15 protein-coding genes are annotated in these 14,965 nt (G+C 69.0%); 10 read left to right on the forward strand and 5 right to left on the reverse strand.

All coding sequences use genetic code 11. From position 1 onward, the window contains the following. Positions 1 to 9 precede the first annotated feature (9 nt). The 3 genes from pta (at position 10) to BST14_RS09365 (ending at position 4,164) form a co-directional block, all read left to right on the forward strand. Positions 10 to 2,076, forward strand: a complete 2,067-nt coding sequence (gene pta / locus BST14_RS09355) for a phosphate acetyltransferase (protein WP_083064226.1) — start codon at positions 10 to 12, stop codon at positions 2,074 to 2,076. Then, positions 2,073 to 3,227, forward strand: a complete 1,155-nt coding sequence (locus tag BST14_RS09360; protein WP_438502144.1) for an acetate kinase — start codon at positions 2,073 to 2,075, stop codon at positions 3,225 to 3,227. Before pta ends, BST14_RS09360 begins: the two co-directional genes overlap by 4 nt. 73 nt (positions 3,228 to 3,300) lie before the next feature. Beyond that, positions 3,301 to 4,164 carry a type IV toxin-antitoxin system AbiEi family antitoxin gene (locus tag BST14_RS09365; RefSeq protein WP_083064263.1) on the forward strand — a complete coding sequence of 288 codons (864 nt, stop codon included), beginning with the start codon at positions 3,301 to 3,303 and terminating at the stop codon, positions 4,162 to 4,164. A gap of 121 nt (positions 4,165 to 4,285) precedes the next feature. On the opposite strand, the gene BST14_RS09370 is transcribed toward BST14_RS09365, so the two are convergent. From BST14_RS09370 to glnX, 3 genes are read right to left on the reverse strand one after another with little or no spacing between them, the layout of a single operon-like run. Then, positions 4,286 to 6,568, reverse strand: coding sequence for a serine/threonine-protein kinase PknG (locus BST14_RS09370; protein ID WP_083064227.1), 2,283 nt, complete (start codon positions 6,566 to 6,568; stop codon positions 4,286 to 4,288). Further along, on the reverse strand, positions 6,568 to 7,545 hold the full coding sequence (locus BST14_RS09375) for a glutamate ABC transporter substrate-binding protein (RefSeq protein WP_083064228.1): 978 nt from the start codon (positions 7,543 to 7,545) through the stop codon (positions 6,568 to 6,570). Before BST14_RS09375 ends, BST14_RS09370 begins: the two co-directional genes overlap by 1 nt. After that, the gene (glnX, locus tag BST14_RS09380; RefSeq protein ID WP_083064229.1) at positions 7,545 to 8,864 is read right to left on the reverse strand and encodes a protein kinase G-activating protein GlnX; all 1,320 of its coding nucleotides are present in this window, start codon (positions 8,862 to 8,864) and stop codon (positions 7,545 to 7,547) included. The genes BST14_RS09375 and glnX overlap by 1 nt, the downstream gene beginning before the upstream one ends. Before the next feature lie 140 nt (positions 8,865 to 9,004). Here glnX and BST14_RS09385 point away from each other — a divergent pair, with 140 nt between their 5' ends. Further along, positions 9,005 to 9,646 carry an NUDIX hydrolase gene (locus tag BST14_RS09385; RefSeq protein WP_083064230.1) on the forward strand — a complete coding sequence of 214 codons (642 nt, stop codon included), beginning with the start codon at positions 9,005 to 9,007 and terminating at the stop codon, positions 9,644 to 9,646. Here BST14_RS09385 and thiE read toward each other — a convergent pair. Next, a complete protein-coding gene (gene thiE, locus BST14_RS09390) occupies positions 9,618 to 10,289 on the reverse strand; it encodes a thiamine phosphate synthase (protein WP_083064231.1) in 672 nt (223 codons plus the stop codon). The two genes, BST14_RS09385 and thiE, sit on opposite strands and share 29 nt — an antisense overlap. A 175-nt stretch (positions 10,290 to 10,464) precedes the next feature. Between thiE and thiO the strand changes: the two genes are divergently transcribed. From thiO to BST14_RS09410, 4 genes are all read left to right on the forward strand, one after another. Next, the gene (gene thiO, locus BST14_RS09395; protein ID WP_083064264.1) at positions 10,465 to 11,487 is read left to right on the forward strand and encodes a glycine oxidase ThiO; all 1,023 of its coding nucleotides are present in this window, start codon (positions 10,465 to 10,467) and stop codon (positions 11,485 to 11,487) included. 73 nt (positions 11,488 to 11,560) lie between these two features. Beyond that, on the forward strand, positions 11,561 to 11,758 hold the full coding sequence (gene thiS / locus BST14_RS09400) for a sulfur carrier protein ThiS (RefSeq protein ID WP_083064232.1): 198 nt from the start codon (positions 11,561 to 11,563) through the stop codon (positions 11,756 to 11,758). Positions 11,759 to 11,765: 7 nt separating this feature from the next. Continuing rightward, the gene (locus BST14_RS09405) at positions 11,766 to 12,521 is read left to right on the forward strand and encodes a thiazole synthase (RefSeq protein ID WP_142279334.1); all 756 of its coding nucleotides are present in this window, start codon (positions 11,766 to 11,768) and stop codon (positions 12,519 to 12,521) included. Continuing rightward, a complete protein-coding gene (locus BST14_RS09410; protein WP_083064234.1) occupies positions 12,521 to 13,288 on the forward strand; it encodes an SGNH/GDSL hydrolase family protein in 768 nt (255 codons plus the stop codon). Before BST14_RS09405 ends, BST14_RS09410 begins: the two co-directional genes overlap by 1 nt. Positions 13,289 to 13,291: 3 nt before the next feature. On the opposite strand, the gene BST14_RS09415 is transcribed toward BST14_RS09410, so the two are convergent. Then, on the reverse strand, positions 13,292 to 13,822 hold the full coding sequence (locus tag BST14_RS09415; RefSeq protein ID WP_083064235.1) for a serine/threonine protein kinase: 531 nt from the start codon (positions 13,820 to 13,822) through the stop codon (positions 13,292 to 13,294). 338 nt (positions 13,823 to 14,160) lie between these two features. On the opposite strand from BST14_RS09415, the gene BST14_RS09420 reads away from it, so the two are divergent. Both BST14_RS09420 and BST14_RS09425 read left to right on the forward strand, forming a co-directional pair. Then, the gene (locus BST14_RS09420) at positions 14,161 to 14,508 is read left to right on the forward strand and encodes a CD225/dispanin family protein (protein WP_083064236.1); all 348 of its coding nucleotides are present in this window, start codon (positions 14,161 to 14,163) and stop codon (positions 14,506 to 14,508) included. An 18-nt stretch (positions 14,509 to 14,526) separates the two neighbouring features. Continuing rightward, a complete protein-coding gene (locus tag BST14_RS09425; RefSeq protein ID WP_083064237.1) occupies positions 14,527 to 14,952 on the forward strand; it encodes a DUF2752 domain-containing protein in 426 nt (141 codons plus the stop codon). Positions 14,953 to 14,965 lie beyond the last annotated feature (13 nt).

Consider the following 14,965-nt stretch of genomic DNA (forward strand, 5'->3'; position numbering starts at 1 on the left):
GTCGGTCCAGTGACAGCGATCTATATCGCGGCCCCCGAGCCGGAGACCGGGAAGTCGACGATCGCGCTCGGGCTGCTGCACCGGCTGACCGCGACGGTCGCCAAAGTCGGTGTGTTCCGCCCGATTACGCGCTCCGACGACGGTGAGGACCGCGACTACATCCTGGAACTGCTGTTGTCGCGGACCACCGCGGGCCTGACCTACGAGCAATGCGTCGGCGTCACCTATGCGCAGCTGCACGCCGACTTTGACGCGGCCATCGCCGGCATCGTCGACGCCTACCACGCGGTGGCCGAGATGTGCGACGTGGTGGTGATCGTCGGCAGCGACTACACCGATGTGGCCCGGCCCGCGGAGCTTTCGACCAACGCGCGCATCGCGGTCAATCTCGGTGCGCCGTTGTTGCTGACGGTCAGCGGCAAGGGGCGCGCGGCCGCCGAGGTGGCCGGCGTCGTCGAGGTATGCCTCGCCGAACTGGACGCCCAGCATGCCCACACCGCCGCCGTGGTGGCCAACCGCTGCGAGCCGGCCGAGCTGACCGAGGTCGCGCAGGCCTTGGGTAAATTCGCCCAGCGCAGCTACGTGCTGCCCGACGCGCCGCTGCTGTCCGCGCCGACGGTGGCCGAGCTGCAAAAGGCGGTCGGCGCGACGCCGGTCAGCGGCGAAGAGTCACTGCGCGAACGCGAGGTCACCGGCGTGCTGGTCGCCGGGATGACCGCCGACCACGTCCTGGAACGGTTGCGCGACGGCATGGCGGTCATCACCCCCGGCGACCGCTCGGACGTGGTGCTCGCCGTCGCCAGTGCCCATGCGGCCGAAGGCTTCCCGTCGCTGTCGTGCATCGTGCTCAACGGGGGATTTCAGCTGCACCCGTCCATCGCCGCCCTGGTCGCCGGGCTTCGGCTGCGCCTGCCCATCGTCGCCACCGCATTGGGCACCTACGACACGGCCGGTGCGGCGGCCTCGGCCCGCGGCCGGGTCACCGCGACCTCGCAACGCAAGATCGACACCGCGGTGGAGCTGATGGACAGCCACGTCGACATCACCGATCTGCTTGCCCAGCTTGCCATTCCGATCCCAACCGTGGTCACGCCGCAAATGTTCATTCACCAGCTGACGCTGCAGGCACGGTCGGATCGTAAGCACATCGTGCTACCCGAAGGCGACGACGACCGTATCCTGCGGTCGGCGGGCCGGGTGCTGCAGCGCCGCGTCGCCGACCTGACCATCCTGGGTGACGAAGCCCAAATCCGCCAGCGCGCAGGAGAACTCGGGGTGGACCTAGGCGACGCGACCGTCATCGATCCGCGCAGCAGCCCGCTGCGCGACGAGTTCGCCGACCAGTACGCCGAGTTGCGCAAGGCCAAGGGCGTCACGGTCGAGCAGGCCCGCGAGACCATGTGCGACGCCACGTATTTCGGCACCATGCTGGTGCAAAACTCCCATGTCGACGGCATGGTGTCCGGCGCCGCGCACACCACGGCGCACACCGTACGGCCGGCATTCGAGATCATCAAGACGGTCCCGGACGTCTCCACGGTGTCCAGCATCTTCCTGATGTGCCTGCCTGACCGGGTGCTGGCATACGGTGACTGCGCGATCATCCCGAACCCGACACCGGAGCAACTGGCCGACATCGCCATCTCCTCGGCGCGCACCGCCGCGCAGTTCGGCATTGAACCGCGGGTGGCGATGCTGTCGTACTCGACCGGCGACTCCGGTACCGGTGCGGACGTCGACAAGGTCAGGACGGCAACGGCATTGGTGCGCGAACGCAATCCCGCCTTGCCGGTGGAGGGGCCCATTCAATACGACGCCGCGATCGAACCGTCGGTCGCGGCCACCAAATTGCGGGACTCGCCGGTGGCCGGTCGCGCGACGGTGCTGATCTTCCCCGACCTGAACACCGGCAACAACACCTACAAAGCGGTGCAACGCAGCGCCGGCGCGCTCGCCATCGGGCCGGTGCTGCAGGGCCTGCGCAAGCCGGTGAACGACCTGTCGCGGGGTGCCTTGGTTGAAGACATCGTCAACACCGTGGCCATTACCGCGATCCAGGCGCAGGGGCAGCCGTGACGGGCTCCGGCGTGGTGCTGGTGATCAACTCCGGCTCGTCGTCGCTGAAATACCAGGTGGTCGACCCCGATTCGGGTGCGGCCCGGGCGACGGGCCTGGTGGAGCGGATCGGAGAGGAATCGTCGGCGGTTCCCGACCATGACGCCGCGCTGCGCCGCGCGTTCGACGCGTTGGCCGACGAGGGCATCGACCTGAATTCGAGCGGGATCGTCGCGGTGGGGCATCGGGTGGTGCACGGCGGCAACACTTTTTATCGGCCCACGTTGCTGGATGATGCGGTGATCGGCCGGCTGCACGAATTGTCGGAGTTGGCCCCGCTGCACAACCCGCCCGCGCTCAAGGGCATCGATGTCGCGCGGAAACTGCTGCCCGGCATCGCCCACATCGCGGTGTTCGACACCGGATTCTTCCACGAACTGCCCCCGGCGGCGGCCACCTACGCGATCGATCGCGACCTGGCTCAGCGGTATCAGATCCGCCGGTACGGCTTCCACGGTACGTCGCACCGCTACGTCAGCGAGCAGGCCGCCGCCTTCCTGAAGCGGCCCGTCGACGACCTGAAACAGATTGTGCTGCATCTGGGTAACGGTTGCTCCGCGTCGGCGATCGCCGGCACCCGGCCGCTGGACACCTCGATGGGTCTGACCCCGCTGGAGGGGTTGGTGATGGGCACCCGCAGTGGCGATATCGATCCGAGCGTCGTCGCCTATCTGTCGCACGCGGCCGACATGGGGGTCGACGACATCGAGTCCGTGCTCAATCAGCGGTCCGGCGTGCTGGGGTTGTCCGGCCAGCGTGACTTTCGCCGGCTGCGCACCATGATCGAGTCCGGCGACCGGGCGGCGCAATTGGCCCTTCAGGTGTTCACCCACCGGTTGCGCAAGTACGTCGGTGCTTACCTGGCGGTGCTGGGGCACACCGACGTCATCAGCTTCACCGCCGGCATCGGCGAGAACGATCCCGCGGTGCGCCGCGACGCGATGGCCGGCATGGAAGAACTGGGCATCGTGCTCGATGAGCGCCGCAACCTCGACGGCGGCAAGGGGGCGCGCCGGATCTCGGCCGACGATTCACCGATCGCGGTGCTGGTGATCCCGACCAACGAAGAACTGGCCATCGCCCGCGACTGCGTGAGCGTGCTGTCGTCGTAGCCGGTAACCGTCCGGCCGGGGCCTGTGCACAGTCGCACCCGCAGAGCGCGGTTGGCGTGCGATGGTTCGCGGCATGAGGCAAGCGCCGTTCATCGGCAGCGAGGAGCTGGCGTCGGGAAGGCTGAGCCGTCACCAGCTGCGGGCGGCCTATCGCGCGGTGTTTCCGAACGTGTACGTGCCCGCACACGTCGAGCCGTCGCTGCAGATGCGCATCCGGGCGGCCTGGCTTTGGTCGGGCCGCAGGGCGGTCGTCGGGGGAGCGGCCGCGGCGGCGCTGCACGGCACCGAATGGATTCCCGACGGTGTTCCCGTCGAGCTGATCCACTCCAACACCCGTCCCCCGGACGGGGTGCTGACGCGCCGGGACAGGTTGGGTGCCGGCGAAACTCAGGTCCGCGACGGGCTGCCCGTCACGAGTCCGGAGCGGACCGCCTTCGATATCGGGAGGCGGGGCGCGGTGCGCTCGGCCGTCGTGCGGCTGGACGCGCTGGCCCGCGCGACGGGTTTCAAGACCGACGACGTGCTGCGTGTCGCGAGGGCACACCCTGGTTCGCCCGGGCTGCGGAGGCTCGAAACCGCGCTGGAACTCGTTGACGCAGGAGCGCAATCCCCTCGGGAGAGCTTCCTGCGGTTACTCCTTATCGACGCCGGCCTGCCCCGGCCGCAGACCCAGATTCCGGTGCTGGGGGTCGACGGCCTGCCCTCGGCCTACCTCGACCTGGGCTGGCGCGACCCGATGGTCGCCGTCGAATACGACGGCGACCAACACCGCACCGACCGGCAGCAGTATGTCAAGGACATCCGCCGGATGGAGATGCTCGAGGAGCTGGGGTGGATCGTCGTCCGGGTCGTCGCCGAGGACCCGCCGGCAGCGATCATCCGCCGGGTGCGGGCGGCGCTGGCGAAATCCACTGTGAATTCACGGTATTCAGCGTGAAAATATGGCGGCGACACGCCAATAATCCCCGCCGTAGGTTCACACCGAAAGCCAACGATTCACACTCGACGCAAAGGCACGCCGGAAAGGCGCGCCAAAGAGCAAAAGGCATGCCAGAGAGCTAGAACGTGCTGGTGGGGCGCACCCTGTTCGCCATGTCCACCAGCGCGTAGCGGTGCCGCTGGGTGGGCGCGACGCGGGCCAGGTTGCGCAGCGACGCCTCGACGCCGAGCCGCAACCCGTGCTCGGTGAACGGGAAGCCCAGGATGTGGTTGGTGCTGGCCTTGTTGTCCTCCAGCCAGTCCATCGCGCAGCCCAGCACCAGGGCGCGGATCTGCAGCACGCGGGGCTCGGTGGGCGGCAGCGCCTCCACCCGCCGCGCCGCGTCGCGGATGTCCTCCTCGGTAATCTCGCGCTTGGTCCGGCCGGACAGCAGCGTCACCGCGCTGGTCAGCCGCGCGGTGGTGAAGTGTCGCGAAGTGGCGGGCACCTCGTCCAGCGTGCGCACCGCGGCGGCCCGATCCCCTTCCGCCGACAGCGTTCTGGCCAATCCGAACGCGGCCGAGATCACCCCGTCATTGGTCTTCCACACCGTCTCGTAGAACTTGTGGTCGTCGACCTCGCCGGCCAACTCCGCGGTGGCGGCCAGCGCCAGCTTGGGCGCCAGCTCGCCGGGAAAGGTGTCCAGCACTTCGGTGAAATGCGTTGTGGCCGAATCGTAGTCGCCGGTGAGCAGCTCGGCGACGGCCTTGTACCACACCAGCCGCCATTGCCAGCCGACCCGCGCGGCCAGGTCGTCGAGCTTGCGGGTGGCCTTGGCCACGTCGCCGAGGTCCAGCAGCGCGCGGACCTCCATCAGCGGCAGCTCCACCGACTCGGACACCTCGACGCCATCGGCGTCCAGGGTGCCGTGTCGCGCCGCGCGCAACGAATCCAGCGTCTGCACCGGCTGGGACAACACCGTCGCCTGCAGCACCGGAGCCGCGACGTCGGCGGGATCGACCAGCGGAACCTGCAGTGCCGTAACGATTTCGCGGGCGGTCAGCTTCTCCGAGTGGACCTGACCGTCCAGGTAGACGTCGGTGTGCGCGACCAGCAGGTCCACCCCGAACGTCGAGCGACTGGGGGAAAAGATCGTCGACAAGCCGGGCCGTGGAACGCCGCTGTCGTGGGCGACCACCTCGCGCAGCACGCCCATCAACTGGGCGGACATCTCCTCGGTGCTGCAGAATCGGCGCCGCGGGTCGGGGTCGGTGGCGCGACGCAACAACCTGCGGAAGGAGTCGTAGGTCCTCAGCACCGGGTCGTCCTCGGGCAGGCCGTCGACGTAGCGGCCGTTGCGGGTGGGCAGGTTCAGCGTCAGCGCGGCAAGCGTGCGGCCCACCGTGTAGATGTCGGTGGCCACCGTCGGCCCGGTCCGCACGATCTCGGGCGCCTGGAAACCCGGTGTGCCGTACAGGTATCCGAACGAATTGATCCGTGACACCGCGCCCAGGTCGATCAGCTTGAACTGCTCTTCGGTGCGCATGATGTTCTCCGGCTTCAGGTCGTTGTAGACCAGGCCGATGGAGTGCAGATAGCTCAGCGCGGGCAGGATCTCCAGCAGGTAGGCGACGGCCTCGGCGACGGGGAGCTTCTCACCCTTGCCGTGCTTGAGCGGCTGCCCACCGACGTACTCCATGACGATGAGGCCGACCGGATTGTTGTGCTGATCCTTGTGCTCGACGAAGTTGAAGATCTGCACGATCTGCGGGTGGACCACCTCGGCCAGGAACTGTCGTTCGGCCATGGCGATCGCCTGCGCCTCGGCGTCGCCGGAGTGCACCAAACCCTTGAGCACCACCGGTCGGTCGTTGACGTTGTGGTCGACCGCCAGGTAGACCCAACCCAGACCGCCGTGGGCGATGCAGCCCTTGACCTCGTACTGGCCCGCGACGATGTCGCCGGGATTGAGCTGCGGCAGAAACGAATACGGGCTGCCGCAGGACGGGCACCAGCCCTCCGACGTGCCCTTGGATTTCTTGCTGGACCGGCCGACCGGCTTTCCGCAGTTCCAGCAGAAACGCTTGGACTCCGGCACCACAGGATTGGTCATCAGGGCTTCGAGTGGGTCGATGTCCCGCCCGCGCGGGATCTCGACCAGGCCACCGCCGAGCTGCCGGACCGCCGGCAGCGATCGCGTCGCGACCGTCAGGCGGTCCTGCGGATCGGTGTCCAGGGCACCCAGCGAGATGTGCGGAAAGTCGTCGTCATCGTCGTCGTCGAAATCGGGACGGAACAGCGCCTGCGTGGCCTGCAGCCGCCCGGTCGCCGCGCCGGTCTGGACGTCGGCCGGCTGCGTGCCCGGGGCCGCGTCCTCCGCCCCGGTTTCCGGGTGCTCGGTTTGCTTGTCCGGGTCGGCCATCAGTCCAGATACCTCGGTGTGGGCGGGGCCGGCGCGGGGCCCAGCACCGTCAACCACTTGCGGTACAACGTGTTCCACGTGCCGTCCCGGCGAATCCGTTCCAGAGTTCCGTTGACGAACCGCACCAGTCCGGTGTTGTTCAGGTTGACCCCGATGCCATAGGGCTGGGTGGCCATGTTGGGCCCGACGATGTGCAGATACGGGTCCTCTTCTACCAGCCCCGCCAGTATTGAGTCATCGGTGCTTACCGCGTCGATCTCGCGCTGCTGCATCGCCACCAGGCAGTCGGCCCAGTTGACCACCGACACCACGACCGGCGGCGGATCGATCTGCTGGATGCGGTGCAGCGACGTGGTGCCCTTCGCGACGCAGACGCGCTTGCCGGAGAGGTCGGAGACCTTGGCGATCGGCGAGTCGCGCGGGGCCAGGATGCGCTGGTTGGCGTCGAGGTAGACGGTCGAGAAGTTCACCAGCTTGCGCCGGTCGCAGGTGATCGTCATGGTCTTGACCACGATGTCGACCTCGGAGTTTTGCAGCGCGGTGACCCGCTCGTCCGACGCCAGGATCCGGTACTCGACGTGCGAGGGCGCCCCGAAGATGTCGCGCGCGATCTCGCCGGCGATGTCGACGTCGAAACCGGTGATCTCGCCGGTGATCGGGTCGCGGAAGCTGAACAGGTTGCTGCCGATGTCGAGCCCGACGATCAGCCGGCCGCGGGCGCGGATGTCGGCGACGGCGGCGTCGGCCTCCGCCTTGGTGGGGAACGGCCGCAGGCTGGCCGTCAGGTCGCAGTTCTGGTTCGGGCCGTCCGGGGGCAGCGGCGGCTGCGGCGGCAACTGCTCCATGCCGACCGGTGTCGGCGGCGGCAACGTCGGCACGCTGGCCACTCGCAACGATTCCGTGTGTCCGCAACCGGCCAGCACCGCCACCACGGTGGCCACGGTGCATGCCCGGCGAAGCATCCGCAGCCGGAGCATCATCGATACTCTTTCAGCCTCGGCCACAGGCCCAGCGCCACCGCGACGGCGGCGCCGAGGCTGAGCACCACGCCACCCACCTGAGCGCCGGACAGTCCGCTGCGCGCGTTGATGACGTCGTTGCGCAGCGTGATGCGGCCCTGGTCCATGGCCTTCACCAGCTCGCCTTCCAGCTTGTCGAACGCCGGGGTGGAGTCTTCCTCGCTGCTGCCCAGCGCCACCTGCGTGGCGGCCCGGTAATTACCCACCGAGATGTAGGAGGTGATCCGGTCGTTGGCCTGCCGCCAGCGCAGCAGCAGCTGGTCGGCGCCTTCGAGGTCGGGCTTGTCCACAGCGTCGCTGCGGGACATGTACTGGTCTAGCTGGCGGTGCATGGAATCGATGCGCTGGTAGAACGATTGCTTACGTTTCTCCTCGTCGCCGCGCCGGATCAGCGACAGGGTTTCGTCGGCACGGGCCTGCTGGGCGGTGATCGCGACGTTGGTGACCGTCTTGAGGGATTCCGCGGCAGTGTCCTTCGCGCTACGACTGGCCGTCGTAGAAATGGTCAGCGCAGTTCCAACCCAAACCACCATGACGAGAATAGCGAGTGCGCCCACCACCAGGCCGGGGTTGATTCGGCGTCGGGTGCGCCGCGCCAGCCAGCGGTGGGAGAACGCGCCGAAGACCACGGTGGCGCCGACCACCATGATCACCGGGGCCGGGATCTGCGTCGACGCGGTGGTTTCGGCGTCCACCCGCTCCGATGTCGCCTGATAGAGCCGCGCCGCGTCGGGCAGGATCGTCGACTGCATCAGGCCCGATGCCTCCGAGAGGTATGACGAGCCGACGGGGTTGCCCTCCCGGTTGTTGGTCCGGGCGATTTCGATCAGGCCGGTGTACACGGCCAACTCGGCGTTGATCCGGCCCAACAGCTGCACCAGCGGTTCGTCGGTGAGCCCGCTCGAGGCCCGGGTGACGGCGACGGACGCGTCGGTGATGGCCTGCTCGTAGCGCTGGCGCACGGGCTGCGGCTCCGCCTCGGCGATGAACGCGGTCGCCGCCGCGGCGTCGGCCACCGACAGCGTGGTGTAGAGCCGCCCGGCGGCGAACGACAGCGGCTCGGTGTGGTTGAGCACCGTGGTCAGCACCTGCTGCCGGTGGTTGATGGTGGTCGACGTGGCGAAGGCGCTGATGCCGCCGAGCACGGCCAGCACGATGCCGATGGTCAAGATGCGCCCCGGCGTCGTGGAGATGAACCACCACCGCGGATGAGCCGGTTCGGCCGGCGATCGCGATCCCTGCGGCTCGGTCGACGGGTGTGCCAGCTCAACCGTCACGTTTGATCAGCCCTCATCTCTCGGCCACTCGATTTCGCTGCATCGACCTCTATAAGCAAAGTCTAAGAGCATGTTCGGGTGGATGGGTGGAGGCGGACGCAATTGGCGACGCCCCAACCAAGTCTGCATATCCTGAATCGGTGCAGGGCGACGGTGACGGTTGGGTGATCTCCGAGCGCGGCGCCCACTACTGGGGCCGGTATGGCGCGGCGGGTTTGCTGCTGCGGGCCCCGCAGTCCGACGGTACGCCCGCGGTGCTGCTGCAGCATCGCGCCGTGTGGAGTCATCAGGGCGGAACCTGGGGGCTGCCGGGCGGCGCTCGGGACAGCCACGAAACGCCGGAACAGACCGCGGTCCGCGAAGCGAACGAGGAGGCCGGGCTGCTCGGCGAGCGGCTGGCCGTGCGCGCGACCGTGGTCACGGCCGAGGTCGCAGGCATCGCCGGCACGCGGTGGAGCTACACCACCGTGATCGCCGACGCCGCCGAGCTGCTGCACACCGTGCCCAACCGGGAAAGCGCCGAGATGCGCTGGGTCGCCGAAGACGAGGTGGCCGACCTGCCGCTGCATCCGGGCTTCGCGGCCAGCTGGCAGCGGCTGCGCACCGCGCCGGCGGTGTTGCCGCTGGGCGACGGCGACGGACGACGGCGATACCTGCCGCGCACGATCGAGATCGAGACCGGCGTCTTCGTCTGGTGCATGCCCGGCCCCCCATCGCAGGCCGACCAGGCGCCCTCGCAGCTGACCCGCCGGATCAGCTCGCTGCTGCCAGCGCCGAACTGAGCCGTGCGGCCGCCGCCCGCGGGTCGGCGGCCGCGGTGATCGCCCGCACCACCACGATGCGCCGGGCACCGGCGTCGAGCACCTCGGGCAGCCGGCGTTCGTCGATGCCGCCGATGGCGAACCACGGCTTGTCGGTTCCCAGCCCGGCGGCCGCCTGCACCAGCGGCAGGCCCGGCGCCTCGCGGTCCGGTTTGGTGGGCGTCGGCCAGCACGGCCCGACGCAGAAGTAGTCCGCTTCGCTGCGCGCGGCGGCGGCGGCCTGGTCGGCGCCGTGGGTGGACGACCCGAGCAGCACGTCCGGCCCGAGGATGTCGCGCGCGATCGCCAGCGGCAGGTCGCCCTGCCCGAGGTGCAGCACGTCGGCGCCGGCCGCGCGGGCGATGTCGGCGCGGTCGTTGACGGCGAACAGGGCGCCGTGCCGGCGCGCCGCGTCGGCCAGCACCTGGCACGCCGCCAGCTCGTCGCGCGCCTCCAGCGGGCCGAACCGTTGCTCGCCGGCCGAACCCTTGTCGCGCAGCTGGATGATGTCCACGCCGCCGGCCAGGGCGGCGTCGGCGAACTCGGCCAAATCGCCGCGCTCGCGGCGCGCGTCGGTACACAGATAGAGTCGCGCCGCGGCCAGCCGGGCAAGACGTTGATGCACACCGAGACGCTAGCGCGCTAGCGTGGAGCCGAAGAGAACCACTGGACACGGGAGTCCCGGGTAGTCGACTGACTGCGGGGCTGAGAGTGGGCACAGCCGGAGCCTTCCGGACCTGCCCTTACCGTCACACCTGATCCGGATCATGCCGGCGAAGGGAGGCTCGACCATGACCGGGATGTCCTCGGGACCCCCATTGGGGTCCGTGGCCGTCGTCGGTGGCGGCGTCATCGGGCTGGCGGTGGCGCGCCGCGCCGCGCAGGCCGGCTGGTCGGTGCGGGTGCATCGCGGCGACCAGAAGGGCGCATCCTGGGTGGCCGGCGGCATGCTGGCGCCGCACAGCGAAGGCTGGCCCGGTGAAGAGAGGTTGCTGCGGCTGGGCCTGGAATCGCTGCGGCTGTGGCGCGAGGGCGGTTTCACCGACGGGCTGCCGGCCGGGGTGATCACCGCGCGCGAGTCGTTGGTGGTGGCCGTCGACCGCGCCGACGTCGCCGACCTGCGTACGGTCGCGGAGTGGTTGTCCGGCCAAGGGCACCCGGTGGTGTGGGAGTCGGCGGCCCGCGACGTCGAACCGCTGCTGGCGCAGGGCATCAGGCACGGTTTCCGGGCGCCCACCGAACTGGCCGTGGACAACCGGGCGGTGCTCGACGCGCTGGCCGCCGACTGCGAGCGCCTCGGGGTGCAATGGGCGCCGCCGGTGCACGACCTGTCGCGCGTCGAGGCCGACGCGGCGGTGATCGCCAACGGCATCGATGCGCCGGCGCTGTGGCCGGGCCTGCCGGTGCGCCCGGTCAAGGGCGAGGTGCTGCGGCTGCGGTGGCGAAAGGGTTGTATGCCGTTGCCGCGACGGGTGATTCGCGCCCGGGTGCACGGACGGCAGGTGTACCTGGTGCCCCGCGCGGACGGGGTGGTCGTCGGTGCCACCCAGTACGAGCACGGGCGCGACACCGCCCCGGTCGTCTCGGGGGTGCGCGACCTGCTCGACGACGCGTGTGCGGTGCTGCCGGCGCTGGGCGAATACGAGCTGGCCGAATGTGCCGCCGGGCTGCGCCCGATGACCCCCGACAATCTGCCGTTGGTGCATCGCCTGGACGCGCGGACGCTGGTCGCCGCCGGCCACGGCCGGTCGGGATTCCTGTTGGCCCCCTGGACGGCAGAGCAGATCGTGTCCGAACTGTCCCCGGTGGGAGCACACCGATGATCGTGCGCTGGGACGAGTTAGAGCGAAGCGCTGCGGGGGTACCTCCCGCTTGCGATGAAGAGGAGCGGCGCTGATGATCGTCGTGGTCAACGAGCAGAAGGTCGACGTCGACGCGCACGTCACCGTTGCCGCGTTGCTACAGTCCCTGGGTTTCCCGGACCGAGGCGTGGCCGTGGCCATGGACGACGCGGTCCTACCGCGATCCCGTTGGGCCACAGAGCTTTTCGACGGTGCCCGGCTCGAGGTGGTGACGGCGGTGCAAGGTGGCTAGATCCGAATTGCCCAAACTGACCATCGCAGACCGCAGCTTCGCGTCGCGGCTCATCATGGGGACCGGGGGAGCGAGCAACCTCACGGTGCTCGAGGAGGCGCTGGTGGCCTCGGGCACTGAGCTGACCACCGTCGCGATACGCCGCGTCGACGCCGAGGGCGGCACCGGATTGCTCGATCTGCTCAACCGGCTGGGCATCACCCCGTTGCCCAACACCGCAGGCTGCCGTGGCGCGGCCGAGGCGGTGCTCACCGCGCAGTTGGCGCGCGAGGCGCTGAACACCAACTGGATCAAGCTCGAGGTGATCGCCGACGAACGCACGCTGCTGCCCGACGGCGTCGAATTGGTGCGAGCCGCAGAGCAATTGGTCGACGACGGGTTCGTGGTGCTGCCCTACACCAATGACGATCCGGTGCTCGCGCGCCGGCTCGAGGACGCCGGCTGCGCGGCGGTCATGCCGCTGGGTTCGCCGATCGGCACCGGCCTGGGCATCACCAACCCGCACAACATCGAGATGATCGTCGCCGGGGCAGGCGTTCCGGTGGTGCTCGACGCCGGCATCGGCACCGCCAGCGATGCCGCGCTGGCGATGGAATTGGGTTGCGACGCCGTACTATTGGCGACCGCGGTGACCCGTGCCGCCGATCCGGCGGCGATGGCCGCCGCGATGGCCGCCGCCGTCACCGCCGGCTACCTGGCCCGGCGCGCCGGACGGATCCCGAAGCGGTTCTGGGCGCAGGCTTCCAGCCCCAGCCTGAGCTGATGAGTCGCTATGTCGCGCTGGGCAGTTCGATGGCAGCAGGCCCGGGCATCCGTCCCCGCGCGGCGGGGGCGCCGCGGTGGTCGGGCCGATCCGCACGCAATTACGCGCACCTGGTCGCGCGGAGTCACCGCTACGACTTGGTGGACGTCACCTTCTCCGGGGCGACCACCGCCCATGTGCTCTCCGAAAGCCAGCGCGGGGCGCAACCCCAGATCGCCGCGCTGGACGGCACCGAGAGCCTGGTCACCGTCACCATCGGCGGCAACGACGTCGGCTACGTCCCGCTGTTGATGGCCGCGTCGCTGCCACGGGCATTGCGGCACCTCCCGCTGCTGGGGGACCGCATCGTCGAACTGCTGGACCGGCAGGCGCGGGATCGGGCCCTGGACGCGGTGTTCGAATCGCTGTGCGCGGTCGGCCGGGAGGTGCGCCGACGGTCGGCGGGGGCACGGATCTTCTTCGTCGACTACCTGACGATGCTGCCGCCGCCGGGTGTGCCGGCCGCGCCGCTGTCGACCCCCGATGCCGACCTGGGACGCCACGTGGCCGCGACGCTGGAAACGATGACGGCCGATGCCGCCGCGGCGACCGGCTGCGGACTCATCCGCGCCGCCGCGGCCAGCCGCGAACACCACGCGTGGTCGGCACAGCCCTGGACCAGCCTGCCGACCCGCTTGGGTGTGTCGCTGCCCGGACGCCCCGCCGCCGTACACCCGAACGCCGACGGTATGCGCGCGGTAGCGGATTTGCTTGCGGCTGCGCTGTAAACGTCAGCCGTTGGCGCGCCACCACCGGTAGAGCGCGGCCACGTCGGTGTTTGACGCGCGGAGATAGCTCAGCGTGTTCGTGGCGTCGGTGGTCCAGATGATCTCGGCGCCGTTTTGGTATGTGCCGCAGGCCGCCTGACCGGCGCTGCCGGCGGCGCCTTCCTTGTGCCAGGGCGACGGCGACTGGGTGGCGTCCCCGCACGGGGTCAGCACGTCCTCTTTGATGGTGGCCTTGAACGAGGTGGCCAAGTTGTCGGCATTGGTGAACAGCACGTACTTGGCCTGAACCGGACCGCTCGGGTCGGGACTGTGGCCGCAGGTGAGCACCGCCAATTGCGTGCTGCGGTCGATGGTTCCGGCGGTGCAGTTGTTCAGGCCGTAGCCCTTCGACAGCGAGGCCGTAAGTGCGTTGATATCCGAGGCGTTGCCGGTGGTGGCGGGGTCCGCGCCCGCCGTGACGCCGCCCGCTAAGCCCAGACTGGTCGTGAGTGCCGTTACCGCCGCCGTCCTGCGCACGTTGCTGAAATCAGACATGAAGGACTCCTTAACGGCGACTTCTAAACACGGATAGTAGGGCTATGTCGTGGTAAAGCAATACGTTCCGTAGGCAATTATCTGTGTGGGATTCCTTCCCCGGCTCAGGCGCAAGAGGCGCAGGCAAATGGCAGTGCTGTGCGACTCGCCGCGCCGAATAACGAATTGTGTCCCCGGCCCGGCGCTAATCGAGCCACCCGGCGAATGTTTGGTGTCGCCGACGCGTTGCGGCCGCGCCGGTCTAACGGTGATTTTTTCATTGCTGGTGCCGATCAGAGCGCGCTCGGGTATGGTTAGCACCGCTTTACGTCAGCTAACTTCTCTTGACTGGAGAATCCATGACACAACCCCCTTTTCCGCCGCCCGATTATCCGCCGCCGTCTCCCGGTTACCCGCCGCAGCAGCCGGCCGGCCAGGCGCCGAATAACTATCTGGTGTGGTCGATTCTGGCGACGCTGTTCTGCTGCCTTCCCTTCGGAATCGTGGCGATCGTCAAGTCGAGCCAGGTCAACGGGTTGTGGGCGCAGGGGCGCTACGCCGAGGCGCAAGCGTCCGCCGACAGCGCCAAGAAATGGGTGATCTGGTCGGTGGCCATCGGTGTCGTCGCGGGCATCATCTACGGCATTTTGATGGCGGCCGGCGCGCTCAACATGAACACCAACGCGGCACTCGCTGCGATGTTCTAAAGCCGCTGGAGTTCGATCATGATGACCCGCTGGGGGCCGGCGCAGGCAAGTCTCGGTGCGCCACTGATGGTGGCGGCAGCTACGACGCTGATGTGCGCCGCCATCTGCGCGGGTGACCCGACCACCCCGAACGGCCCGCTGCCGGTTTGCCCCACCAAGGCGTTGTTGGGAATCGACTGTCCCGGCTGCGGCAGCTTGCGGATGGTGTACGCACTCTTGCACGGCAACTTGTTGGCGGCCGCCAGGTTCAACGCGTTGGGCCTGGCGGCTGTCGTGCTGCTGGCGTGGGCCTACTGTTCCTGGACCTACGGGCGCCTGGTGGGTCGGCGGATTCGCAGCTGGCAGCACCGGCGCTGGGCCGCCGTCCTGACGCTGTCACTGGTGCTGGCCTGGTTCGTGGTGCGCAATATCCCCTTTGCGCCCTTCAGCGCGCTGCATGTCTGATACCGCCGTGTCC

Source organism: Mycobacterium arosiense ATCC BAA-1401 = DSM 45069, assembly GCF_002086125.1.
GTDB lineage: Bacteria > Actinomycetota > Actinomycetes > Mycobacteriales > Mycobacteriaceae > Mycobacterium > Mycobacterium arosiense.

Excerpts from the sequence above, each read along its gene's own strand:
- BST14_RS09365 (WP_083064263.1), top strand. The coding sequence starts at position 3,301 with ATGAGGCAAGCGCCGTTCATCGGCAGCGAGGAGCTGGCGTCGGGAAGG.
- BST14_RS09370 (WP_083064227.1), bottom strand. The coding sequence starts at position 6,568 with ATGGCCGACCCGGACAAGCAAACCGAGCACCCGGAAACCGGGGCGGAG.
- BST14_RS09375 (WP_083064228.1), bottom strand. The coding sequence starts at position 7,545 with ATGCTCCGGCTGCGGATGCTTCGCCGGGCATGCACCGTGGCCACCGTG.
- thiO (WP_083064264.1), top strand. The coding sequence starts at position 10,465 with ATGTCCTCGGGACCCCCATTGGGGTCCGTGGCCGTCGTCGGTGGCGGC.
- thiS (WP_083064232.1), top strand. The coding sequence starts at position 11,561 with ATGATCGTCGTGGTCAACGAGCAGAAGGTCGACGTCGACGCGCACGTC.
- BST14_RS09410 (WP_083064234.1), top strand. The coding sequence starts at position 12,521 with ATGAGTCGCTATGTCGCGCTGGGCAGTTCGATGGCAGCAGGCCCGGGC.
- BST14_RS09415 (WP_083064235.1), bottom strand. The coding sequence starts at position 13,822 with ATGTCTGATTTCAGCAACGTGCGCAGGACGGCGGCGGTAACGGCACTC.
- BST14_RS09420 (WP_083064236.1), top strand. The coding sequence starts at position 14,161 with ATGACACAACCCCCTTTTCCGCCGCCCGATTATCCGCCGCCGTCTCCC.
- BST14_RS09425 (WP_083064237.1), top strand. The coding sequence starts at position 14,527 with ATGATGACCCGCTGGGGGCCGGCGCAGGCAAGTCTCGGTGCGCCACTG.